Consider the following 24,355-nt stretch of genomic DNA (forward strand, 5'->3'; position numbering starts at 1 on the left):
AAAAATGAAAAAAATAAATATTGGAATCTTGGGTTATGGAACAATTGGTTCTTCTGTAGATGAACTAATTAGAAAAAATCACGATTTAATTCAAAAACGCACAGGATTAGATCTTCAAGTTCTAAAGGTATGTGACAATTCTACAAAGGTTAAGCACAAATTTTTGACTAAAGATCCGTTTGATGTTATACAAGATGATCAAATTGATGTTGTAGTCGAAGCAATCGGTGGAGAGAGACCCGCTTTAAATTTTATACTTGCTGCTATAAAAAGCGGAAAAAATGTTGTAACCTCCAACAAAGAGGTTATAGCCCTTCATGGGGATGAGATTCTTGAATTGGCAAAGGAGAAAGGTGTTTCTGTTAAGTTTGAAGCCGCGGTCGGCGGTGGCATCCCGATAATCGGGCCTCTTTCACATGATCTTTTGTCTAATGAGATAGAAGAGGTCTATGGCATAGTAAACGGGACAACGAATTATATTTTATCCAAAATGACCAAAGAGGAAGCGGAATTTTCTGATGTTTTAAAAGAGGCTCAAAAACTTGGGTTTGCAGAATCAAATCCTAAAAAAGATATTGAAGGATATGACTCTTCTTATAAAGCTGCAATTTTAGCATCGATAGCTTTCAATTCAAGCATTGACTGGAAAGATGTTTTTTTTGAAGGGATTGATAAAATTGAACAGGAAGATATCGTTTATGCAAAAGAGATAGGTTATGTAATAAAACTTTTAGCCATTGCCAAAAAGAGCGATACTAGCTGTGAAGTTAGAGTCCATCCGACTTTAATTGCGCAGGATCATCCATTGGCATCTGTTTTTGGGCCTATGAATGCCATTTATGTGAAGGGGAATATGGTTGGAGAATTAATGTTTTACGGCCAGGGGGCGGGGGGAAATCCGACTGCGTCAGCCGTTGTTTCTGATATAATCTTTTGCGCTAATTACAAAATACAGAGTACAGTTGCTAATTACACTTCTAAAAAACTAAGAGTAAAATCCATCGATGAAATTGAGAGCCGTTACTATATCAGGTTGAAAGTTGCTGATAAGCATGGAGTATTGTCGGAAATATCAAAAGTTTTTGCCGATCATAAGGTTTCTATTGCCACGGTTTTGCAGAAAGAGACAAAAGATAATATTGCCACAATAGTTATTATTATTCATAAGGTGAAAGAAAAAAATTTAATGGAGGCAGTTTTACGTCTTAAAAAACTTCCTGTCGTCAAAAAAATATGCAATATCATACGAGTAGGGATATAATCCGATTAAAGTAAAAAGTTTACCCCAACACCTAAAATGCCCTGACAGACAAAAATATGTTATAATAAATTATTGTTTTTTTATTCCCGTACCAAAGGGTTTGGGGAGAAGAAAGAGAGGGAAATGATAAATGGCAAGCATTAAAAGGATCGTTAGCCGCGAAGTTTTGGATTCAAGAGGAAACCCCACAGTCGAAGTCGATGTTATTCTGGATAATGGTGTTTTAGGCCGCGCAATCGTCCCATCAGGAGCTTCAACCGGAAGTCGTGAAGCTTTGGAACTACGAGATGGCGATAAATCAAGATATTTGGGTAAAGGAGTTACAAAAGCAGTTGCAAATGTTTCTGTTATTGCTGAAGAGCTTATAGGTATGGATATTACAAAACAGGAAGAGATAGACAAAAAGATGATCTCTTTTGACGGGACAGAAAATAAAAGCAAATTTGGCGCGAACGCGATACTTGGCATTTCCATGGCTGTTGCTCATGCTGCCGCAAAATCGCAAGGGAAATCTCTATTTAAATACATGGGAGGGGATAACGCTGTTACACTTCCTGTTCCTATGATGAATGTATTAAATGGCGGAGCCCATGCCGGATGGTCGACTGAAATGCAGGAGTATATGATTGCTCCAGTTGGTGCCAAATCTTTTAAAGAAGGATTGAGGATGGGAACTGAAGTTTACCATGCGCTCAAATCTGTTGTTAAATCAAAAGGATTCCCGACAACTGTGGGAGATGAAGGTGGGTTTGCTCCAAAGACAGGATCTAATGAAGGGAACCTCAAGCTTATAATGGAAGCTATCGAAAAAGCGGGATATAAACCCATGACAGATATTTGCATTTGCATGGATCCTGCATCGTCTGAATTTTTTAAAAACGGAAAATATGAACTTAAAACAGAAGGCAAAAGTTTAACTTCATCTGAAATGGTCGATCTTTATGCCTCATGGGTTGAAAAATATCCAATCGTATCTATTGAAGACGGTTTGGCGGAAGGGGATTGGGAGGGCTGGAAAATTATGACCGACAAACTCGGCAAAAAAATTCAACTTGTCGGAGACGATCTCTTTGTCACAAATCCAAAGATCCTAAAAGAAGGCATTGCGAAGGGTATTGCAAATTCAATTCTTATTAAAGTCAACCAGATAGGGACACTGACCGAAACGATAGAAGCTATAAACATGGCAAAGAAAGCCGGATATACCGCGGTTACATCCCATAGATCAGGGGAGACCGAAGATTCAACAATTGCCGATTTGGCCGTAGCATTAAATTGCGGGCAGATCAAAACCGGAGCCCCTGCACGAACCGATCGCGTAGCAAAATATAACCAATTACTGCGAATTGAAGAAGAATTGGGAAGCAGTGCAACATATTTGGGAATTAAGGCGTATTCGAATAGATAAAAATAAAAAAAGGAGAGGGTAAAAGATGGATATCATGTCATTGGTTCCTGTTGTTGGAGTTTTAGGTGTTTTGTATTCTTTATTTCTTTTGTGGCTTATAGTTCGGGGAAATCCCGGCACTGCTAAGATGCAGGAGATTTCAAAAGCAATTTACGATGGATCCATGGCTTATTTAAAAAGGCAATACACAAGCATTGCTATTTTTATGGTTGTGGTTTTTATCGCGATTTCTTATTTTATCAGCGTTTATACGGCAATCGCTTATGTTTGCGGCGGACTTTTTTCAATGATCGCGGGTTTTATAGGAATGTCCGCGGCCACACGAGCAAATGTCAGAACAGCTCATGCCGCATCATCAAAAGATATTGGCAAAGCGTTAGGCATGGCATTTCGTGGCGGGTCTGTCATGGGTATGGCTGTTGCAAGTTTGGGAGTGTTGGGTATAGGTCTTATATGGCTTTTAGTCCCTGACATAGCTTTAAAGGCGCAGATTGTATCCGGGTTTTCTATGGGAGCATCATCTATCGCTCTTTTTGCCCGTGTCGGAGGAGGAATTTACACAAAATCGGCGGATGTTGGCGCTGATCTTGTAGGAAAAGTTGAAGCCGGCATTCCGGAGGATGATCCTCGCAATCCTGCAGTAATTGCTGACAATGTAGGAGACAATGTGGGAGATGTCGCGGGGATGGGAGCTGATCTTTTTGAATCATATGTAGGGGCTGTTGTTGCCACAATCGCGCTTGGTGCTTTGATGATAAATCCATTCGCATGGATGGCCCTTCCCCTGCTTTTAATTGTTTTTGGAACTTTGGCATCTTTTGTCGGAACGCTCTCTATGAACTTTTTGCAAAAACTCAATCCTCAATCTGCATTAAGGTATGCAACATACATTTCAGGGATATTGTTTATTATTTCTTCATACTTTTTAGTTATGTTTTTAATGCCGGATAGAATGGGTATATTTTGGACAATTTTATCTGGGATTGTTGTTGGTATGGCAATAGGGCTTATTTCTGAATATTACACATCGGGAAAAACCGTTGAAAATCTTGCTAAATCAACTCAAACAGGGGCTGCGACTAATATTATTTCAGGGCTTGCCGTTGGAATGACCAGTACCGGCTTCCCTATGCTTGCGATATGTGCCGCTATGCTTATTTCTTACTATTTTGGCGGAATGTACGGGATAGCAATTTCTGCGGTCGGAATGCTTGGCACTGTGGGTATTATTATGTCTGTTGATGCTTATGGTCCAATTGCAGACAATGCAGGCGGTATTGCCACAATGTCGAACCTTCCGAAAGAGGTAAGGCAAATAACAGATAAATTGGACTCTTTGGGAAATACAACAGCCGCTATTGGTAAAGGGTTTGCGATAGGTTCTGCAGCATTGACAGCTCTTGCATTATTTGTGGCTTTTACAAGCACAGTAGGAATTACTGAAGTCAATTTGTTATCTGTTACTGTTCTTGTCGGTTTCTTTTTAGGAAGTATGCTTCCGTTTTTGTTTACTGCCATGACAATGCAGGCGGTAGGGCGAGCCGCATTTAAAATGGTAGAAGAGGTAAGGCGTCAATTCAGGGAAATTAAAGGCCTTATGGAAGGGACAGCAAAACCTGATGTTTCAAAATGTGTTGATATTTCAACCAAGGCGGCTCTTTCTGAAATGATAATCCCCGGCATATTAGCAGTTGTTGCACCTATTGTTATCGGGATTGTTTTGGGCCCCAAAGCTCTTGCGGGATTTTTAGCAGGATCTTTAGCCTCTGGTGTTCTTTTGGCAATTATGATGGCAAATGCCGGCGGCGCTTGGGATAACGCCAAGAAGCTTATTGAAGAGGGTTTTCTTGGTGGTAAGGGGACCCCGTCACATGCGGCTGCGGTTGTAGGTGATACAGTTGGAGATCCATTTAAGGACACATCGGGTCCTGCGATAAACATTTTGTTGAAATTAATGTCAATTGTCGCGTTGGTTTTTGGGCCGGTTGTAGTCAGATTCCATGGGGTTTTGTTGGGGTTGATTAGCAGATGACCGTAACATTTGATGATTTTAAAAAAATTGAATTGAGGGTTGCCGAGATTAAATCGGTAGAAGATATTGAAGGCGCGGATAAGATTTATAAATTGACGGTTGATTTGGGTGAGGAATTATCCTCTGGTGGGGAGGCGATTAATCGCCTCCCCACTGATAGAATTATTGTTGCCGGCATAAAGCAGCATTATCCCAACAAAGAAGAATTAATTGGCAAAAAAATTGCTATTGTTGCAAACCTCGAACCTCGTAAATTGAGAGGGATTGAAAGCCAAGGAATGCTTCTTGCCGCCTCAAATTCTGATAAATCTTCTGTAGTTCTTTTGACTCTTGACCGCGATATTCCAAACGGGTCTGTTATTAGCTGATTATTAATTTTTCCTTGAATTTTCCTGAAAAATATCAAGATAATAATTTACTATGAGAGTTTTTGATGCGCATGTTCATCTCGTTCCTGCCAATCCGCAAAATTATGGTGCTTCGCAGGAAGTTCAACGCGGCATGAATTTTAGTCAACTGGTTACAGAGGGAGGGCCAAGGCCATATTTTGAAGAAGTTCAAAGGGCATATTCTGCAGCATCACTTGCCTCCTGCCAAAGATTTTTGGTTTTACCTGTTGCCCCTTTATCTCTTGCTGGTAAATATCCTGTGGTAAATTCTTTAAATGATTGTTTTGCTCAAATGGCAAAAGAGACGCTAGGTCTTTATACTCTTGGAGCTCTTGCGTTAAGATTTGAAGATGAAGTTTTAAAAGAAGTTGTAAAACATATAAGCGAATTGGGGTTGAGAGGAATTAAAATCCATCCTGTTTTTAATAAGTTGGATTTTAATAAAAGGGCTAACAGTATAAGATTATTTTTCCGGTTTCTTTCTGAATATGGTTTATTTGCAGTTTTTCATACAGGGCCAAAAAGTGTGAGCGATCAATCAAATTGTGTTGATGTGGCATTTTTAACTTCTCTGGCTCAGGAATACAAAGTAAAAACTGTCTTTTGCCATGGGGCGGGAGAACCCTGGGAGATAATTCGCGCGCATTTTATCAATAATGAGTATGGAATAATAGATATTTCAGATGTTATTGCCGCACAAGAATATGAAACAAATTTATGTGAACAGTTATTCTGGAGGTTAAAACAATCTTTGTCAATGATTCTTTCGGATATTGGGCCTGAAAGAATTTTATTTGGCACCGATTTTCCTATTGCAAGTGTTGAGAGATCTATTCAAGGTCTTTTGGATTTAAATTTAGGTCAAAATTCTTTAGATAAGATAACATGGGGTAATGCTTGTAGCTTGATGGGAATTTCTGAAGAAGAGACTATTTAAAAAAAAGCAGCTGCAAAGAGATTATCAACAAGTATACCCCAAAAATTTTTCGAAGCAATGTGTCAGAAATTGGTTGTGCGAATGTTGCGCCGATGTATCCGCCGATTAAAAAACCGAGAGCTATTAACAGAGCAAATTTTATATTTACATTTCCTGTTTGATGGTATTTTATAACTGCCAATATTCCAACAGGGAGTAGAAGCGCCGCAAGAGATGTCCCTTGTGCCATATGTTGTGTCATTTTGTAAATTACAAGAAGAGATGGAATAAGGAGTGTTGCTCCGCCGATTCCCAAAAATCCGCTTAATATGCCAGCGCCGAGGCCTATTGTTAGTAATCCTAGTATTTGCATGGAATTTACTTAAGAATTTCTCTCACAAACTGATTAACAACTTTCCCATCGGTTCCGGGATATTTAGCCAAAACTGCTTTCATCACGTTTCCCATATCCTTAACAGAGGATACTCCCAGTTCTTTTATCGATTCTTCAACTGCTTTTTTTATTTCATCGGAAGATAATTGTTTCGGTAAATACTCTGCTACAATCTGCAATTCTTTTTCTGATTTTGCGGCATCTTCGGCGCGGCCGACTTTTTTAGCTTCTTCAATAGATTCTTTGACCTCTTTGGCATATTTAGTTAATATCTTTATGATTTCGGCTTCGGAAAGTTCTCCTCTGGCATTTACATATAAGATTTTACTTTTCATCATTCGTATTGCGGAAAGTCTCTCTTCATCTTTATTTTTCATAGCCTCTTTAAGGTCAAGATTTACTTTATCAAATAGTTGTGACATTTTTTTATTCCTCCTTTATACCCCGATTATTCACCTCTGCCAGTTTTTCTATTATAGCATCCGCCATTTGAGATGTTCCAACCGATGTAGGATCGTTTCTGTCGGTTTTTAGGTCGTATGTGACATTTGTTCCCTCAGCAATGACATATGCAACTGCGTTTTCAAGTCTTTTTGCTGCCTCTTTTTCTCCGATGTAATCAAGCATCAGGACTGCTGATAAGATCATTGCCACAGGGTTTACTTTGTTTTGCCCTGCGTATTTTGGCGCAGACCCGTGGATCGCTTCAAAGACTGCGATTCCGTTTCCTAAATTGGCTCCCGGTGCGATTCCAAGTCCTCCGATAAGACCGGCGCAAAGATCTGAAAGAATATCACCATATAGATTGGGAAGGACCAATACGTCATAAAGCTCAGGCTTTTGGACAAGCTGCATGCACATATTGTCGATTAATCGTTCCTCGTATTCAATTTTATCTTCATATTTTTTTGCGATCTCTCTTGCAGCTTTGTAAAAGAGACCGTCTGTGAATTTCATAATATTTGCCTTGGTAATTGCTGTCACTTTTTTGCGATTGTTTTTTGCCGCGTATTCAAAAGCAAACTCAACGATCCTTTTTGTTCCGGAAATTGAGATCGGTTTTATCGATATGCCGGAATCGGGTCTTATCTTTTTCTGAGAAAGTTTTTCTATTTCAGAAATGAGGTTTTTTGTCTCTTGTTTCCCTTCTTCAAATTCGATCCCCGCGTAAAGATCTTCCGTGTTTTCTCGTACAACGACAAGATCAATGTTTTGATATTTTGAGCGAACCCCCTTAAAAGATTTGCATGGTCTTAAACAGGTATAAAGATCAAGTTCCTTGCGGATAGCGACGTTAACACTTCTAAAGCCTGTGCCTATTGGAGTAGTAAGTGGACCCTTTAACGCGATCTTGTTTTTCTTGATCGATTCTAGCGTCTCTTTTGGAAGAGGAGTCCCATATTTTTCTATTACATCTGCTCCTGCTTCCATAATTTCCCAATCTACCTTTACTCCTGTTGCGTCAACACATCTTCTTGCAGCGTTTGATACTTCTGGGCCTATTCCATCTCCGTAAATTAGCGTTATTTTATATGTCATTTTATTATCCTTTCTTTTTTTAAAGGTGAAATTTTTTTGGTTTTTTTGTGATTATATTATAGCATAACATAATGAAACAATTGTTTGGAATAGGCATATTTAGAGGAAGGATCCATACGTTAAAGAATTGAAATTGTACTAAGGAGTGAGTAATCCCCGTAAGGGGGTGGGTGTAAATTATGACAAACATAATGCCACAGGTTCAGACAGCAAGAAAATCAATGATTGAGACTCTTATGTTGTTTTCTTCAATGAATAATAGAAGAATAACAATTTCTCCATCCAGAAAAAAAGAGGTGGTTGCTCATCTTTTGGGATGGACGGGGAGAATGGAGCAGGAGGGAGATGCTGAGGAATTTATTAAGTGTGCTAAGGTTCTTGGTGAGGAGGGTATTCCTGCAAATGTAACGGTTAAGAATATCAAAAAGGGGGTTTCAGCGTTTGATATGTCAGGCGAAGGAGTTAGAATCAAAGGACTTGACGGTAGTCGACACCTTGTTTTTTGGGAAGAAGATGCGGAGAGAGGGAATCAAACAGGGATGTACGGAAATTTTATTTATGATACTGACCCTCCCCCTATTTTATACGCGGGAGATGCTGTCCTTGCAAGAATTAATTCACTGCGTAGAAATTTAAATGGCAATAATTTTGATCAAATGCTCAGGAGACTAAGAAGTAGTGATTGGGGAATTGTTTCGTCTATGAAAAAGGCAAATGGATCTCCGCTTTTTCGTTTGCAGGAGATGATTTCTGACTTAGATAATAATTCTAATAGAGAGATGTTAAAATATTTATTTTCAAGTGATTCTCAGTTTAAGGAAATAATTCCTATTCAATTTTTACTTCAATTAAGCAGTTATAGACATTTGGCTAATAATAGCAACGATAGTAATGATGTTGCTTATCCATTTTCTTTTCCAAGTGAAAAAAAATTATTCAGGCCTGTAATGTCTTTTAGCGGAAAAAGAAATGGTTCTTACATTTATAGCCTGTTTTTGGAAAGAAAAGAAAAAGAGATTCCGCTTTTGAAACTATTTCTAACATGGAATGATTAGCTGTTGAAGAAAATATGAAAAATTCGTAATTATAAACCCCGATTATCATAATCGGGGTTTATTTGGAACGTTTGGAAAAACTAAACTTACAAAATTTCGTAACTGTTTTAAAATAAAAGTTTTTTTGGCAGGAGAAAAGTTCGTCTGTTTGAGTCCCGATAGCAAAGCTATCGGGACGAGTTACGAACTTTTCGGATGACAATAAAACTTTTATCCCGATAAAGATAATCGGGATTTATTTCGAACATTTGGCAACACTGAGTATTACAAAATTTCTTATTGTTGAAATGTTTTAATTGGTCTATAATTTTATCATGGTCAAAATAGGAATTATAGGTGGCTCGGGGTTGGATGATCCTCAAATTTTAAAAAATGCTTATGATAAAGAAGTTTCCAATAAATATGGAAAACCTTCTTCCCCTTTAAAATGCGGCTTGATTGATGATGTGGAAATTATTATTTTGGCGCGCCATGGCAGAAAACATGAGATAATGCCGACTAAAGTCAATTTTTTAGCTAATATTTATGCGCTGAAAGAAGAAGGATGCACCCACATCCTTGCGGCAACTGCTGTTGGATCTTTAAGAGAGGAGATCAAACCTGGAAACTTGGTTTTTCCTTCACAGTTTATAGATTTTACACGTCATAGGAATCTGACTTTTTTTACGGATCATGTTATTCATACTCCGATGAGTGAGCCTTATGATAAAAATTTAACGGATATATTGTGTCAGATATGCGATGAGTATGGGTTTGAATACAATAGAGATGTGACTGTTATAACGATAGAAGGGCCTCGTTTTTCAACTAAAGCTGAAAGCCGTATGTTTCGTTCATGGGGTGCTGATATTATAAATATGTCTACCTGTCCTGAGGTTATCTTAGCAAGGGAGTTAGATATTCCTTATCAGACAATTGCTATGTCTACAGATTATGATTGTTGGAAAGATGATGAGGCTCCGGTAACATTTGATATGATTATGGAGCGTATGAATGAAAATGCTGATAAAGTTAAAAAATTATTTATTAACATTGTAAGGAGGATAAAATAATGCCGATAAAATCTAAAATTAGAACGGTTCCGCATTGGCCTAAGGAAGGAATTATGTTCAGGGATATAACAACTCTTCTTAAAGATCCTATAGGACTCAAACTTTGTATTGATGATTTTGTAAGCAGATATAAAGACAAAGAAATTGATCTTATTGTTGGGATTGACTCAAGAGGTTTTATTATAGGTGGGGCATTGGCTTATCTTTTGGGGAAAGGTTTTGTCCCTGTCAGAAAGAAAGGCAAGCTTCCTGCGGAAGTAGAAAGAGAAGAATATTCTTTGGAGTATGGGACAGATATTGTTGAAATACATAAAGATGCAATAGAAAAAGGGCAAAAAATTGTAATAGTTGATGATTTGATAGCGACCGGCGGCACTGCTATGGCAGCCGCAAAACTTGTTAAAAAACTTCACGGGGAAATTGTTGAGATAGCTTTTATTGTGGATCTTCCTGATCTTGGAGGGAGGAAGAAACTTGAGAGCTCGGGTTTTTCTGTTTATGCGCAGGCTGAGTTTGAAGGCGAATGAAGGTAAAAGGCAAACATTATCGTACTGTTTGGATGGAAGGGTCATCTGTTTTTTTTATAGAGCAAAATCTTCTCCCTTTTGAGTTTAAAATTTACGAAGCCAAATCTTATAAGGACACCTGTTTTGCGATAAAAAAGATGATAGTACGCGGGGCGGGAGCCATTGGCGCATCCGCAGGGTTTGCCATGGCTCAGGCCTTTTTGGAAGATTTAAAAAATGTTGAAGAGGCCAAAAAAGAGATAGAAGCGACACGCCCTACGGCTCAAAACCTTTTTTATGCTGTTAATCGCGTTTTTGATGCCGCTCAAAAATCAGCCAACCCTCAAAAGGAAGCTGTTTTGGAAGCTAAAAAAATTGCAGATGAAGATGCGAATAATTGTAAGAAGATTGGTGAAATAGGAAATGAATTATTAAACGACGGGTTTTATGTAGAGACGCACTGTAATGCCGGTTGGCTTGCTTTTGTAGATTTTGGATCTGCTCTTTCTCCTATTTATGTTGCTTGTAGCAGGGGTAAAAAAATTTTTGTTTATGTTGATGAGACAAGGCCGAGGGGGCAGGGGGCCAGGCTTACCGCATGGGAGCTTGAAAATGAAGAAATTCCCCATGTAATAATTCCTGACAATGCTGGAGCTCATTTTATGTCTCAGGGAAAAATTGATATGGTTATTGTGGGTGCGGACAGGATCGCTGCAAATTATGATGTTGCAAATAAGATAGGGACTTTGGAAAAGGCGATCTGCGCTAAAAAATACGGGGTCCCTTTTTATGTCGCGGCGCCGACCTCTACTTTCGACTTAAATTGTAAAACAGGAAAAGATATACCGATAGAGGAGAGATCTCAAAAAGAAGTTTTATATCAGACAGGGCCAAATAAAGATGGAAAGATTGAAGAAATTCTTGTTGCATCCCCTAGTTCTTCTGCATTAAATCCCGCATTTGATGTGACTCCTTCTGAACTTATAACTGGAATAATTACGGAGAAGGGTATTATTAAACCCTACCCACTTCCTCATCTTTTTAAGAGAGAAAAGCTATTGTGAAAAAAGTAATTCCAAAGTTTACAACAAAATTTCTAAATCATGAAACTCCTGATGATCCAAGAATTGAAAGGTTAAAATATTGGTGCATGGAATTTATAAAAGAAGATCTAATGCCTTCTTATGGTGACGGGGCTTATGGGAATTTAAGCTTTAGATTGAAAGAAGGTTTTTGTGAGTTTATTGTTACTGCTTCCGGATTAAAAAGCGTCTCTGCCGAAAGTTTTGTAAAAGTTACTTCTATTGATTTTGATAGACAAACAGTTTATGTCCAGGGAACAAGAGCCCCTTCTTCTGAAAGCATGTTTCACTTTTTAATTTATCAGAAACGTAAAGATGTAAATGCTATTTTTCATGGGCACAGTCAGAAAATTCTTGATATAGCAGAGGAGTTGAAATTACCTTCCACTTTAAAAGAAGAGCCTTATGGAACCCTTGAATTAGCAAAAGCCATTTTGGATATTTTAAACGAAAATAATTTTATTATTATCAAAAATCATGGGTTTCTTGCTTTTGGAAAAACAATGGATATTGCGGGCGCTCGGGCTTTGAGTTTTTGCTGAATAGCCATCCAACCTCATTTTTCCTCTTCCCTCAACTCTTTTAACTTCGGGACTGTTGCAAAATATATAATTTCTGTATTTTAAGACTTTCGCACCCTTAGGCTGAGCTCAGGGTGACATTTAGCAACAGTCCCCTTAAGGAATTTTTCAATAGACTGCTAAAATTTTGTTAGTCTATGAACCCCGATTAGGATAATTGGGGTTCAAGTTATTTTATTTTGCCATTATTGAAAATAATAGTTCTACAAGAAGTGCAGGATCATAAGTCTTTGCCCCTTGGCTGGTCAAAAGATTATTTTGCAAAAGCTTTACACCATTGCCAATAACCCCTTCTCCTATGGGCATATAGCCGAATCGGTTTCCATATTTACTCTTAAACATTGTAGCGCCAGGGTATTCGTTGGCCAAAACATATGTTAAATAATTATTATAATCATAAGATTGATCAGTATCCATATCCTGCAAGGTATTTCCTATTTTGCAAGCACAATTTATAGCTGTCATTCTAATTGTTTCCTCATCTAGAACAGGGTTAGTAATAAGAACTTTTGGAACATTTCTCCTTCTTATTGCTTCTGCTATTCCCGGGATAATCAGAATAGAACGTAAACTTGTCTCAAAACTTCCCATACCATAAACAATCATATCCGCTTCTTGTATAGCCTTTATAACATCAGGATTAACAGTCGGGACAACTTTCTTTTTGTTTTCTAAATCATTAATGTACCAAAGCTCGTCAACCGGCAGGCTTAAAGAATTTTGTGTTATTAAGTGTTGACCATATAAAGTTTTGTCTTTAAAGCGAGCTGCCAAATGAAGACTTTCCAAATGAGCAGGAATAACTTCTCCTTTAACATCAGCTAACTGTTTGTAGAAATAAATTGCTGTTTGAAGTGCTTCTCCTGTTCCCCCATACTGAAAATATAATCCTGCCAAAAAAATATTTCCGATACTCGCGTCGGAAAGATCAAGAGTTAAAGAATAATTCCTTTCAAATGTGGAGGCAGTATCCCAAAATGTTTTAAGCGCATTTTGTATTATAATAGAAGTTGGTATGCTGGATGTGTCTAAATTTTCATTATTTGAGTTCTTTCTTATAGCTCGAATTAACTCATGGTTTCCTCTTATTATGTGGGACAATACTCTTCTTAAAATATTATTATCTGCATATTTCGGTAAACGATAATGCAAAAGTTTGGCAACTTCTCTATATCCCGGGATTTCGTGGTTTGCTAAATCAAATAAGCGGCTTCTTATATCTCCAATTGCGGGAAATTCATGCTTTCCTGGAAGTTCAAAAACTTGACGAAGCATTCCTGTGCTTCCTCCGCTATCTGTTGTATTTATAATATGGCGAGTTCTATGAGTGTATTTTGCTAACTCTATCGCGGGTGAACGGACTCCTGACCCACCGGTAAAAAGGACTATTTTGGGCCCTTTTGAAGGATTCCTTATATATTTTTGCATTAAAGATTGAACAGTGTTTATAGTTGTCATGATTTTTTCTTATTTATATATTTTATGCTTTACTTTAATACTTCTGTATTTATTTTTCATGATTTCACTTGAATTTGTCTTTTAACTTATGCTAGCATATGTACAAAAGTTTAAGAACAATTTAATTTAAGGGGGTAATATTTATGATTTTTTGGATATTGTTGGGTGTTATTGTTTTGTCGGTTGTTTGGGTTATTTCTATGTATAACGGGCTTGTTAAACTAAAGGTTCGAGTTGAAGAGGCATGGGCGGATATTGAGGTTCAGTTGAAGAGAAGATATAATCTTATACCAAATCTTGTAAATACTGTAAAAGGTTATGCTACGCATGAAAAAGAGCTTTTTGAAAATGTGACAAAAGCCCGCGCCAATGCGATGAACGCGCAGGGGGTAGAAGAAAAAGGGAAAGCTGAAAACATGCTTTCAGGAACCCTCAAATCTCTTTTTGCTGTTGCGGAAAATTATCCAAACTTGAAAGCAAACGAAAACTTTTTAAGTCTTCAAGCCGATTTGACTGATACAGAAGACAAAATTATGTACTCAAGAAGATTTTATAATGGCAATGTAAGAGATTTGAACACAAAGATACAGGTATTCCCTTCAAATATAATTGCAAACTCTTTTGGTTTTAAAATGAGAGAGATGTTTGAAGTTGAAAATTCCGAGGAACGAAAAGCGGTAGAGGTTAAGTTTTAATGAAGAATGATTTAATTAAGAATGACTAATTAAAACACAATAAATATGATACATTAGGCATTAGATCATTTTTTATTCTTCATTAGTGTAATTATAATATGAATTTATACAATCAAATAGATTCAAATAAGCGCAAAACTATGATTTTTATTATAGGCTTTATCCTTTTTATAACCGGCCTTTCATGGGTCATTGGAATGGCTTTGGATGTCGGCGGACCAAGTTTTCTTGCAATAGCCGCTATAATTTCTATCATTATAAGTGTCATTGCTTATTATGGCAGTGATAAAATGGTTCTTGCGATTGCCGGTGCGAAAGAGATAAAAAAAAGCGACAACCCCGAACTTTATCGAATAGTTGAAAATCTCTGCATTGCGGCAGGACTTCCTCAACCAAAGGTCTATATAATAGAAGATTCTGCTCCAAATGCGTTTGCAACCGGCCGTGATCCGAATCATGCAGTAGTTGCTGTGACTTCTGGTCTTTTAGATAAACTGGAAAAAGTAGAATTAGAAGGTGTTATTGCTCATGAATTGTCTCACATTGGCAATTATGACATGAGGCTTATGACAATTGTTTCTATTTTAGCAGGAACTGTTGTTTTGTTGTCAGATTTATTTTTGAGGTTTACTTGGTGGGGTGGGAGAGGACGAAAAAGCAGCAGGGAGGGGAATGGACAAGTTCAACTTATTATTTTTATTCTTGCAATAATATTGGCGATTTTATCTCCAATCATCGCGCAGTTGATCAAACTGGCTATTTCGCGCAAGCGTGAATTTTTGGCTGACGCATCATCCGCTATGATTACAAGAAATCCTGAAGGGTTGGCTCGTGCGCTTCTAAAAATTTCCGCGGATACCGAACCTCTTGAGGTTGCAAATAAGGCGACTGCTCACATGTATATTATAAGCCCATTTAAAGCTGTAGGAGAAAACAAAGTTGGCTGGCTGACCAGCCTTTTTTCAACCCATCCGCCGATTACCGAAAGAGTAAAAGCTCTCCGGGGGATGTAATGTGTCATACCGGCGAAAGCCGGTATCCAGCGCTAGATTCTACTTTCGTCAGAATGACACAGGGTGTAGCGATTAGAGGGGTGTCATCCTGAACTTGATTCAGGATCTAGGGGTGGGGGTAACAAATTAAAAAATAAGCCACATCTTATTTTGAATGAAATTTTATTATGTTTATATTTTAGCAAGTAAAAAGAACGGAACTTTATACATTGGCATAACCTCTGATTTAATTAAAAGAATTTACCAGCATAAATCTGAACAAATTCAGGGCTTTACTCAAAAATATGCTGTTCATAAACTTGTTTATTGGGAACAGACAACAGATGTATTATCAGCTATTACTCGTGAAAAAAGATTGAAAAATTGGAAAAGAAAATGGAAAATAGAATTAATAGAAAAAGAAAATCCTCTATGGGAGGATTTGTATTATAGGTTGATAAAGTAGACTGAAAAGCTTAAGCCTAGATTGTCATACCGGCGAAAGCCGGTATCCAGTATTCAATAACATTGCGACATAGATGATGTCATTTTGGACTTGATCCGAAACCCAGTTTTAATTTACCATATTCATAAATTTACATCATTAAATATTTAATCTATAATAAAATCAATCAAAATGATAGTTGAAGAAAATAATTCAAAAAAGTTAAAAGCGAAACAAAAGCCAATTTTATTTATTAGCTATTCTACTGTTGAATTGGCTTTAGCCTGCTTTATAGAAAATATAATTCGTGGTCATGTCGGCGATAAAATTGATATATTTGTAGCTTCACGAATGCCACCAGGGGATAAATGGCAACACACAATGCTAGAAAATAAATTGAAAAATGCAGATGCTATTATTCCTATTTGTTCTATTGCATCAAAGTTATCTGGTTGGGTATGGTGGGAGTCTGCAGTTGTCTGGGCAAATGATAAAAAAATTTATCCTTTAACAATCAATATATCTATGAATGAGTTTGGTGCGCCCTTAAGTTTATTTGCACAAGCAAAGTCTTATTTCGAAATTGAAGAGCTTGAAGAAACAATAAAAACAATTTTTAGCTATTTTAAACTCGATACTGATTTTATATTAAGCGTTGAAGAAAAAAAAGAATTAAACGATTTAAAAGGTGAATATTTTAAAAAAGATACATCCGCACATATCGAAATAAAATATAAAACTAAAGAAATAACTCAACTTTTGCATGAATATTCTTTGGAATTTTCATTAACAAACAACACCAAGGAAGCTTTTAAGGAAGTTTTATGTGAACTGTATTTTCCTTTGATTTTCATAAAAGATAAAAGTTGGAGGATGCCGCATATAACTGCGAGTAAATGGAAAGAAGACGATAGATATCTTTGTTTAACTTTTGATTTTAATAATTTAAGAGAATCAGCAAAAAATCAATATCGTAAGTTTTTATTGCCGGGCAAAACACTAATGCCTTTTGGAGGAGCAATACACAGAGAGGCAATAACTCCTCTTTTATATAGCGTTGACAGTTTTACACATCGTAATATTGATGACTATAATGTTTTTTGGAAAGTTTACATAAATGAAGGAGCGCCACAAGATGGGATTGTTCCTTTTAAGAAATTACAGGAATTTTGAATTATTTGCCAATGTATTTAATAACTAGATTTCGGCTTTCGCCAGAATGACACAAAGGGAAAATGGATTCTGATTTTCATCAGAATGACACAAAACTCTATCTTCCGCTCTTCTTATCCGCAATAGCTTTGTATTTTTGCACTCCGGGTTGAATAAACGGATTTTGTCCCAGCAGAAGCCCGCTTAATGCGATGGTGTTCATTTCAATTTGATATAATTGTCCGATTGTAAAAGCCGAAAGATCAGGAAGTGTGTAGGTCATACACGGAACTCCGCCTTCTACATGAGCTTTTCGAAGCCCCTCTACAAAAGCGTTATTTGCAAAACTTAAATTCTTGCCGTCTAAATATTCAACAGGGGTTCCAAGACTTTTGATTTTCATATCAATCCCTTGATCGGAAACCATCAAAAAAGTTTCTATTATATTTCTCTCTCCTTCTTGTATCATCTGTCCGATTGAATGTGCGTCTTGTGTATAAAATACAGGGAAGATCCAAAGCCCCTCACCGTTTTTCCCTTCACTTTCCGGCCCCAGTTGCTGCATCCAGCCCGCAATTCCTTTTAGGTCATAAATTCCGGTAGAAACAAGCTCAATCTTCTTGCTTAATTTTTTATAAGCGATAAATCGAAGAACCGCTCTTTGCATGGCAATATTTTTTTCAAAAGGGAGTGTTCTTGTCGCCTCTTCTCCAAATTTAACACCAGAAATAAACTCTTCAATATTGATTCCTGCCATAGCAAGTCCAAACAGACCGACAGGGGATGTTACAGAAAATCGTCCGCCGACATTGTCCGGCACATCAAAAGTCTTATAACTTTTTTCACCTGCCAATTTTTTTAAAGCCCCTTTTGCCGCGTCTGTTATTGCGACAATAAGATCGGATGGATTTTTAAATCTCTTTTCCATCAAGTCTTTCATAATTGCAAAAGCGATCGCAGGTTCAACTGTGCCACCTGATTTTGATATAACATTTACGCCGATTTTTCTATTATCCAAAAGTTTTAAAATTTTGGAGATGTATGAGGGATCCATATGGTTGCCCAAAAAGAAAATTCTAGGAATACCGTTTCGTTCCTCTTTTGAAAAGAGGTTAAATAATTCCAGGTTTCCGACAACGGCTTCAATTGTAGCTTTAGTTCCAAGGTACGAGCCACCAATGCCAATAGAAACATAATCGTCGATTTTGTTTCTCAATTCTTCTGCGGATTTTTTTATATCTGAAAGCTTATCGTTTGAAATAAAAGGGCTTTCTGTTTTCCAGCCGGTCATTACGACCTCTTTGTCTTTTAGGAGTGGATCTTTCCCTTCGAGCATTATGGTATGAAAAATTTGAACTTTTTTTGTCTCTTCATTAAACTCGGCAAGATCAATATTTCCGAATTTGCTGTGATCTAGTTTTATTTGTTTGTTTGACATGATGTTCTATTATACTTTACCCCGATTATTCATACCAGAAGGAATTTTAACCCCGATTTCCTAATCGGGGTGAATAATCGGGGTTAACTTCTAACCGAAATACTTTCTATTTAGACCTTTCATCTTTTCTATAGCACGTGATAAATTTGCCATAAATATTTTATGCATTAAGAGAGGTTTTAACATGACTTTTGTTTCAGCAGTTGTACAAGCTTTTTCTAATTCACTAAAGGATACTCCAAGCTCAAACATATCTAAAACATCTTCACCTGAAGCCTCCGTTGAAAATCCTTTAAAGCTTCTAAGCATGTTGATCTGGCTTGCAATAGTATCAGGAGCCATTTGTTTGTATCCTTTTTGCAATAATCCAAAGGTTCTTACAAATCTAGATGGGTTGCTAAACAGTCCTTTAAAGTCAGTTTCCATATATCTTTTTAAACTGTCAACATCTGTTTTTATCATATGTATGTTAATAGCAGCAATGGGAGTCAGGGGGAAGTTTTTAGCCTGAGATTCTTCAAGTAATTCTAAAAGAGTTCCCAATTGTAATCCTTCTCTCCTCATGGCAACAGCTCCTGAAAAACTAAGTTTAACACCTTGTGTTTTATAAGTATCTGACAAGGCGCCTTGCCAACTTATATCGGATAAGATTATCTGTATAGCTGGCGAAAATATAGAACGATCAAACCAGGCTAAGTTTTCTTTTTTTTCTGTCTCTTCAGTGGCATCTTCTTCTGTTGTTGTTCTTTTTTGCGCATCTTTCATTTCGACAAGTAGTGATTGTAAGGCTTTTTCTTTTCCTGAAAAATCAGGGAGACTTGCAAATTGATATACATAAGATATGGAATCCGGATAAATTAGAGATCTTAAAAATCGTTGCAAAAATAAGAATCTTTTTTCTGTATCATCAAAAAAAGTCAGATGGAATAATTCTTCTGAAGACAATGATAATAGCTGTGGCAATTCAGAAAACGCCTCTGAGCTTTCTAGGGGGAGTGCTAGTTTACGGTAAATTTCTTTATCATTAGTTTTTATATCATGGAATTTAACTTTATCTAGCATTTCTCTCATTTTGGCTTTAAATAAGTCTTCTAAAAGGCTTTTAAATTGATGGTCTTTTGATAGCTTTATTATTTCTTTAAAAGACGGGCGAAATTTTGCGGGTAATTTCCCAAACCTTTCAAGTTCTTTTAAAATAAAAGCTTTTCTTTTCTCTTTTACTTTAGTTAAAAAGTAATTTATAGAATGATAGGTTGTAAGATAAGGATTTCTTTTAAGATATAATTTTATTGATTCTTCAAAATAATAAACGGAGCCAGAAAATATCTTTTTGATAAATTCTTCGTCTAATTGTTCATCTTTATATTTTAGTAATACTTCTAATTTTTTTAGACAGTCAATCGGATGAGAGCCCCTTTTTAGTCTTCCTTTTTTATCAAGCATTTTTGGAGGATTATCTCCTTTAATCCATTGTTCAATATTTGCGATAAGTGACGCCGCTAATGGATAATGCTCTTTTGTTGCTGACAGCAGCTTGTTTACTTCTTCAAGATTAACTCCTTTATCAAAAAAAGTGATTGCAGATGATAAAGGGAAATTTCCCCACAATTCTTTTCCTTTAGCTTGGTATTCTCCAAGAGATAGGAGTGTTTGTTTGAAATTTGCAACTGTGGCAATCTTAAAAAATAAAGATACATTTTGACCGTTGGATTTGTTTGTCGAGCCTTCCAGAAAAGCCCATCTTTCTTCGTAATCCTCAAAAATTGATCCGATTGTAACGATGTATGAAGGGGCAATCTTCCCGCTAGCTTCTTTTATTGTTGATATAACCCAATCTATTCTTTTGTGCCGGCCGGCCATATGAACTATTTGAGCATCTGTTAAACCGCAAGAAAATCCTTCTCCATTACCTTTGATTCTTAAATCATATAACTGTTTGGCGGCTTTATGTATTGGATGATCTGGACTTGCCACATTTACATATTGTGGTGGTTTATAATTATGAGTCAATTTTGCCACTAACTGAGGAAAGGCCTCGTAAGTTGTTCTAGAGCTAATATAGTTCATATCTTTATATATATCGATTTTTATCAGATAAATTTCATTAATTAAGGACTTAACCCCGATTATTCACCCCGATTAGGAACTCGGGGTTTATTTGGAACGTTTGGAAAAACATACACTGCGATCTCTTGTTCAAACAATATAATTGAAGTATAATTTTGTTATGCCAAAAAAACAAATTAAAAACATAGCGGTTGTAACTCCTGGAGGAGACGCTCCTGGGATGAATCCTGCGATAAGAGCGGTTGTCCGTTGTGCGATTTCCAGCGGGCTTAATGTTCTTGGAGTAAAGAGGGGATGGCAGGGACTTATAGATGGAGATATTGTTGATTTACACTTGAAATCCGTAAGCGGAATTATAAGCAAAGGCGGAACAATTCTCTTAACACATCGTTGCCATGAATTTAAAGAGAAAACTGTTCGCCAAAAAGCTTATGAAAATTTAAAGGCTTTTAACATAGATGCTATGATTGTAATTGGAGGAGATGGCTCGTTAAAAGCGGCTTATCAAATTTATAAAGAGACAAAACTTCCAATCATCAATATTCCGGCTTCTATTGATAATGATATTTACGGGACGGATTATACAATCGGGTTTGATACTGCCGTAAATACAGCAGTTAATGCAATCGATAAAATAAGAGATACCGCAACTTCGCATGAGAGAATTTTCATAGTTGAAGTTATGGGACGAAATAGCGGATCAATTGCAATAGATGTTGGCATTACCTGTGGGGCGGAGGCGATTTTAATTCCTGAAATCCCTTTTAATATTGACGATGTCACAAAAAAATTAAAGCAGGGGGAGCAGAGGGGCAAATCAAGTTTTATAATTGTTTTGGCTGAAGGGGCGGGGCATGCCCATGATATCGCCGAGAAAATAAGCAAAAAGACAGACCTTGAGGTGAGGGTTAGTATTTTAGGCCATATGCAAAGGGGGGGAAATCCTACGGCGTTATCCCGAGAGGTGGCTTGTAAGCTTGGCGCCGCGGCAGTAAGCGCCTTAATTGACGGAAAAACTTCTATAATGGTTGGCATGTTGTCTGATAAAGTTGTAGAAACTCCTACAAAAATTGCCGTCAAACGTAAAAAAGATATCGATAGGGATGGCTATAAGTTGGCTGAAATACTGTCGGCTTAGTTGTTGTCAATTAGTCAACTTATAAGAAATAGATTTACATATCTGGCCTACTCTTTGTATTGAAAGTGCGCTTTTATCTAAGATTTCATGAAGTGTCTTTTTTACATGTTCGTCTTTTATATGTTGATCTATCAACTCATCAAGAATGTATCTGTAATTTTTCAATTTAATCCCGTGCCTAGTAAACTCAAAAAGCATGGAAAATAAATCAGGCATTTGGTCTTTAAGACTATTAAGAAATGTTATTTCATCGTCATTGAGGCCTTTTTGTGCATAGCGCGTTATCCCGCATCGTAGGATCTCTTGACTTCCTGCCATAATTCCTACTTCTTCCGCGGAAAGATCCTCTTTTGTCGGGCAGGATAATATAAAGTCAAAAAGATGCCTTTCTGCGGGTGTCAGTTGATGGTAAATTTGCATGCTACTCTCTTTTGCTATTAAAACACTTTCTGACGTAGAAACTGTGTAATCACCAGAAATTGCTCTGGGATTTCTCATCTCTTCCATGCTTACTGTTTGGGGTTGTCTTTTACCTTTTGGATTTCCATAACCGTCTAAATAAGTATAACAGGTAATAAAGTGATGAGTTAGAACTACCTTGAGGTAACCATCAAATCCATTTCTTCCTTGGTTTTCTAGAGAATAACTTTTAGCGGCTGGAAGTACCTGTTCCCTCCCTTCCTGCTTAAGCAAATCACAGAAATAAGCATTCCCCTTATAAAATTTATTGGCGACTTTTGAGATTAAATCTTCATATAGGAAAATAAGCCAATTAGCGGCAAGTGTTCCTCCTTTAGCAGTAATTTCAACCAAAGTGTCTTTGATATCTTGGCTAATTATCTGGTAAGGATGACACACATGCATTTTACTTATTAAATCTTCTAAAAAAGGCTTAAGCAATGCTTGTTCTTCCGCAATAGGGATACTTCTAGGGGGATAAATAGTATCCATTCCACCTCTCGGAATGATTTTACCAAAAGGACAAACAACTCCGTTTCGCCTTATCCATCTTGTCTTTAAATTTTCTACTTCTTCTTTGCGCGCTCGTGATATATTAACAACAATGTCAGGGGTGTCAGGATCGGGACCTTTTTTTGTTTCATAAGTGACATGATGCGTGCAGGAAGGTTGAATTTCGTTTCCTTTAAGTACAATACTTTGCCCTTCTAATCGGCCTAAAAAAAGTCTCCCTTCCGGTGTTGACTTAATTGTAGCTGTAAATGAAAGAGGATTGAGGGTTCTTAACCAGGAATTGATCGTGCCATATACTTCTTGGTTTTGTGACGTATAGTGGTGGTTTTTAATAAGGTTTTCTGCAGCTGTTCTCATCTTTATTGTACTACTAATATATTTCGTATTTTTTTTATGAAATTTCAGTTATATTATATACAGAGAGAGTTCAGTCTTTGAAAATATGAGATCCCATACGAAAAATTAACCCCGATTAGGATAATCAGGGTTAATAGTAAACCGCAGTATTCCTCATTCTAAATAATTGATGGTTTTCCGGAACAAATCGTCCGCCTTTTACTTCTAGCAGATTTGAAGCGATAATTTTATCTCCTTCAATACCCGGATATACGCCGAACTTATTTTCTTTCATAAATGAGAAAATTGCATCGCCATAGCGCAATCCCAAAATTCTGTCTGTTACATGAGCTACTCCGCCCCTTATAGCATGTCCGCAGTTTTGATAGCGAAGCTCAATTCCCATATGTTTTTCAAGAATAGAGAACAGATATTCTCCAACACCTCCAAGCTGCTCATTGCCGAAGGAATCTTTTTTCTTGGGCATAGCATGGCGTGCTTTGACTAGCGCATATTTAGGATCGGAAATTACCACATCCAAAAGTTCTTGATGGCGCTTGTTTATAGATTCCGGATAACGCGTATCAAAAAGTCTTGCACCTTCAGATACAACAACTATCGCATGTTTTTGATAGTCCAACGCTTTTTTGACCAGAGACATTACGTTGTCAAGATTTACAATTTCTTCAGGAAGAAGCGTAACATCTGCTCCTCCTGCAATTCCTGCATATAGCGCAACCCATCCGGCATGGCGGCCCATAACTTCAACAATAAAAACTCTATTATGTGATTTTGCAGTAGTTTTTATATTTTCTATGAAATGGACAGATTCTTCGACAGAAGATTCAAATCCATAGGTTAAATCTGTTCCGTAAACGTCGTTATCCATGGTTTTTGGAGCTCCAAACATTGGGAAAGAAAATTGTTTGCCAAGCTTTCCAGCAGCTCCCAAGGTGTCATCTCCGCCAAGAACAACAAGACAATCAATATTGAGTTTCTTCAAATTTTCCATGGCTTTTTCTGGAGCTTTAGCCTCTATATTTGCTTTTGAGAATAAATTTGTGCGTGAAGATTCGAGTATTGTTCCTGCCGTTTTAAAGCTTTCATCAATATCTTTTAATTTAAGAGGCCTTGCAATTTTATTTAGCTCTTCTTCCGGATCGCGAGTTAAAGATTTCCATCCTTCAAGAAGTCCTATCAGTTCCATTTTTTCACTTTCAGGAAGACTTCTGTTTTCAAGAGAGATTCTTCTTAATAACCCAAGAATAACCGCGTTATGACCCGCGCAATCTCCTCCGCCTGTTAAAATTCCTATTCTTTTTATGTTTATCTCTTTCCCATTAAATTTTACTTTCATAACTTGTCCTTTCTTTGTCATTCTGGCAAACGCCAGAATTAAGTGCCTCAATCTGGATCCCGGATCAAGTCCGGGATGACATCTCTAAAT

At 37.1% G+C, this 24,355-nt stretch carries 23 protein-coding genes; 15 read left to right on the forward strand and 8 right to left on the reverse strand.

The features are described from left to right. Positions 1-4 precede the first annotated feature (4 nt). The 5 genes from A2290_05875 to A2290_05895 all read left to right on the forward strand — a co-directional run bounded on the left by A2290_05875 (position 5) and on the right by A2290_05895 (position 6,027). Positions 5-1,261, forward strand: coding sequence for a hypothetical protein (locus A2290_05875; GenBank protein OGC15846.1), 1,257 nt, complete (start codon positions 5-7; stop codon positions 1,259-1,261). Between the two features lie 130 nt (positions 1,262-1,391). Next, positions 1,392-2,669, forward strand: a complete 1,278-nt coding sequence (locus tag A2290_05880; protein ID OGC15847.1) for a phosphopyruvate hydratase — start codon at positions 1,392-1,394, stop codon at positions 2,667-2,669. Positions 2,670-2,694: 25 nt separating this feature from the next. Continuing rightward, positions 2,695-4,701, forward strand: a complete 2,007-nt coding sequence (locus A2290_05885) for a sodium-translocating pyrophosphatase (GenBank protein ID OGC15848.1) — start codon at positions 2,695-2,697, stop codon at positions 4,699-4,701. Continuing rightward, a complete protein-coding gene (locus A2290_05890; protein OGC15849.1) occupies positions 4,698-5,069 on the forward strand; it encodes a hypothetical protein in 372 nt (123 codons plus the stop codon). Before A2290_05885 ends, A2290_05890 begins: the two co-directional genes overlap by 4 nt. A 52-nt stretch (positions 5,070-5,121) precedes the next feature. Further along, positions 5,122-6,027, forward strand: a complete 906-nt coding sequence (locus A2290_05895) for a hypothetical protein (GenBank protein ID OGC15850.1) — start codon at positions 5,122-5,124, stop codon at positions 6,025-6,027. Here A2290_05895 and A2290_05900 read toward each other — a convergent pair. The 3 genes from A2290_05900 to A2290_05910 are packed head-to-tail and all read right to left on the reverse strand — an operon-like array spanning position 6,020 to position 7,939. After that, positions 6,020-6,379 carry a permease gene (locus A2290_05900; protein OGC15851.1) on the reverse strand — a complete coding sequence of 120 codons (360 nt, stop codon included), beginning with the start codon at positions 6,377-6,379 and terminating at the stop codon, positions 6,020-6,022. The two genes, A2290_05895 and A2290_05900, sit on opposite strands and share 8 nt — an antisense overlap. A 5-nt stretch (positions 6,380-6,384) precedes the next feature. Then, complete coding sequence (locus A2290_05905) at positions 6,385-6,822, reverse strand: hypothetical protein (GenBank protein ID OGC15852.1); 438 nt, start codon at positions 6,820-6,822, stop codon at positions 6,385-6,387. Between the two features lie 4 nt (positions 6,823-6,826). After that, positions 6,827-7,939: an isocitrate dehydrogenase gene (locus A2290_05910; protein OGC15853.1), complete on the reverse strand. Its 1,113-nt coding sequence runs from the start codon at positions 7,937-7,939 to the stop codon at positions 6,827-6,829. 179 nt (positions 7,940-8,118) lie between these two features. Here A2290_05910 and A2290_05915 point away from each other — a divergent pair, with 179 nt between their 5' ends. From A2290_05915 to A2290_05935, 5 genes are all read left to right on the forward strand, one after another. After that, complete coding sequence (locus A2290_05915) at positions 8,119-8,994, forward strand: hypothetical protein (protein OGC15854.1); 876 nt, start codon at positions 8,119-8,121, stop codon at positions 8,992-8,994. A 314-nt stretch (positions 8,995-9,308) separates the two neighbouring features. Next, on the forward strand, positions 9,309-10,046 hold the full coding sequence (locus tag A2290_05920) for a methylthioadenosine phosphorylase (GenBank protein ID OGC15855.1): 738 nt from the start codon (positions 9,309-9,311) through the stop codon (positions 10,044-10,046). Beyond that, positions 10,046-10,573 (forward strand): adenine phosphoribosyltransferase, encoded by a 528-nt coding sequence (locus A2290_05925; GenBank protein OGC15856.1) that lies wholly within the window; start codon positions 10,046-10,048, stop codon positions 10,571-10,573. The genes A2290_05920 and A2290_05925 overlap by 1 nt, the downstream gene beginning before the upstream one ends. Continuing rightward, positions 10,570-11,616, forward strand: a complete 1,047-nt coding sequence (locus A2290_05930; protein ID OGC15857.1) for an S-methyl-5-thioribose-1-phosphate isomerase — start codon at positions 10,570-10,572, stop codon at positions 11,614-11,616. Before A2290_05925 ends, A2290_05930 begins: the two co-directional genes overlap by 4 nt. After that, on the forward strand, positions 11,613-12,176 hold the full coding sequence (locus A2290_05935) for a hypothetical protein (protein ID OGC15858.1): 564 nt from the start codon (positions 11,613-11,615) through the stop codon (positions 12,174-12,176). Before A2290_05930 ends, A2290_05935 begins: the two co-directional genes overlap by 4 nt. 213 nt (positions 12,177-12,389) lie before the next feature. Here the strand turns inward: A2290_05935 and A2290_05940 are convergent, their stop codons facing one another. Further along, positions 12,390-13,673 carry a hypothetical protein gene (locus tag A2290_05940; protein ID OGC15859.1) on the reverse strand — a complete coding sequence of 428 codons (1,284 nt, stop codon included), beginning with the start codon at positions 13,671-13,673 and terminating at the stop codon, positions 12,390-12,392. A 143-nt stretch (positions 13,674-13,816) separates the two neighbouring features. On the opposite strand from A2290_05940, the gene A2290_05945 reads away from it, so the two are divergent. The 4 genes from A2290_05945 to A2290_05960 all read left to right on the forward strand — a co-directional run bounded on the left by A2290_05945 (position 13,817) and on the right by A2290_05960 (position 16,978). Further along, a complete protein-coding gene (locus A2290_05945; GenBank protein OGC15860.1) occupies positions 13,817-14,368 on the forward strand; it encodes a hypothetical protein in 552 nt (183 codons plus the stop codon). Positions 14,369-14,508: 140 nt separating this feature from the next. Beyond that, on the forward strand, positions 14,509-15,381 hold the full coding sequence (locus A2290_05950; GenBank protein OGC15874.1) for a zinc metalloprotease HtpX: 873 nt from the start codon (positions 14,509-14,511) through the stop codon (positions 15,379-15,381). Between the two features lie 154 nt (positions 15,382-15,535). Beyond that, positions 15,536-15,826, forward strand: a complete 291-nt coding sequence (locus tag A2290_05955) for a hypothetical protein (protein ID OGC15861.1) — start codon at positions 15,536-15,538, stop codon at positions 15,824-15,826. Positions 15,827-15,997: 171 nt separating this feature from the next. Continuing rightward, positions 15,998-16,978, forward strand: a complete 981-nt coding sequence (locus A2290_05960) for a hypothetical protein (GenBank protein ID OGC15862.1) — start codon at positions 15,998-16,000, stop codon at positions 16,976-16,978. A gap of 97 nt (positions 16,979-17,075) precedes the next feature. On the opposite strand, the gene A2290_05965 is transcribed toward A2290_05960, so the two are convergent. Together A2290_05965 and A2290_05970 are read right to left on the reverse strand one after the other, a co-directional pair. After that, positions 17,076-18,395 (reverse strand): hypothetical protein, encoded by a 1,320-nt coding sequence (locus A2290_05965; protein OGC15863.1) that lies wholly within the window; start codon positions 18,393-18,395, stop codon positions 17,076-17,078. 90 nt (positions 18,396-18,485) lie between these two features. Beyond that, the gene (locus tag A2290_05970) at positions 18,486-20,462 is read right to left on the reverse strand and encodes a hypothetical protein (protein ID OGC15864.1); all 1,977 of its coding nucleotides are present in this window, start codon (positions 20,460-20,462) and stop codon (positions 18,486-18,488) included. A gap of 175 nt (positions 20,463-20,637) precedes the next feature. Here A2290_05970 and A2290_05975 point away from each other — a divergent pair, with 175 nt between their 5' ends. Next, on the forward strand, positions 20,638-21,600 hold the full coding sequence (locus A2290_05975; protein ID OGC15875.1) for a 6-phosphofructokinase: 963 nt from the start codon (positions 20,638-20,640) through the stop codon (positions 21,598-21,600). A 6-nt stretch (positions 21,601-21,606) separates the two neighbouring features. Here the strand turns inward: A2290_05975 and A2290_05980 are convergent, their stop codons facing one another. Continuing rightward, a complete protein-coding gene (locus tag A2290_05980) occupies positions 21,607-22,929 on the reverse strand; it encodes a hypothetical protein (GenBank protein OGC15865.1) in 1,323 nt (440 codons plus the stop codon). Between the two features lie 130 nt (positions 22,930-23,059). Continuing rightward, positions 23,060-24,286 carry a hypothetical protein gene (locus A2290_05985; GenBank protein ID OGC15866.1) on the reverse strand — a complete coding sequence of 409 codons (1,227 nt, stop codon included), beginning with the start codon at positions 24,284-24,286 and terminating at the stop codon, positions 23,060-23,062. Between the last annotated feature and the right edge of the window lie 69 nt (positions 24,287-24,355).

The sequence above is a fragment of the candidate division WOR-1 bacterium RIFOXYB2_FULL_36_35 genome (assembly GCA_001771505.1).
Taxonomy (GTDB): Bacteria; Margulisbacteria; WOR-1; order XYC2-FULL-46-14; family XYC2-FULL-37-10; genus XYB2-FULL-36-35.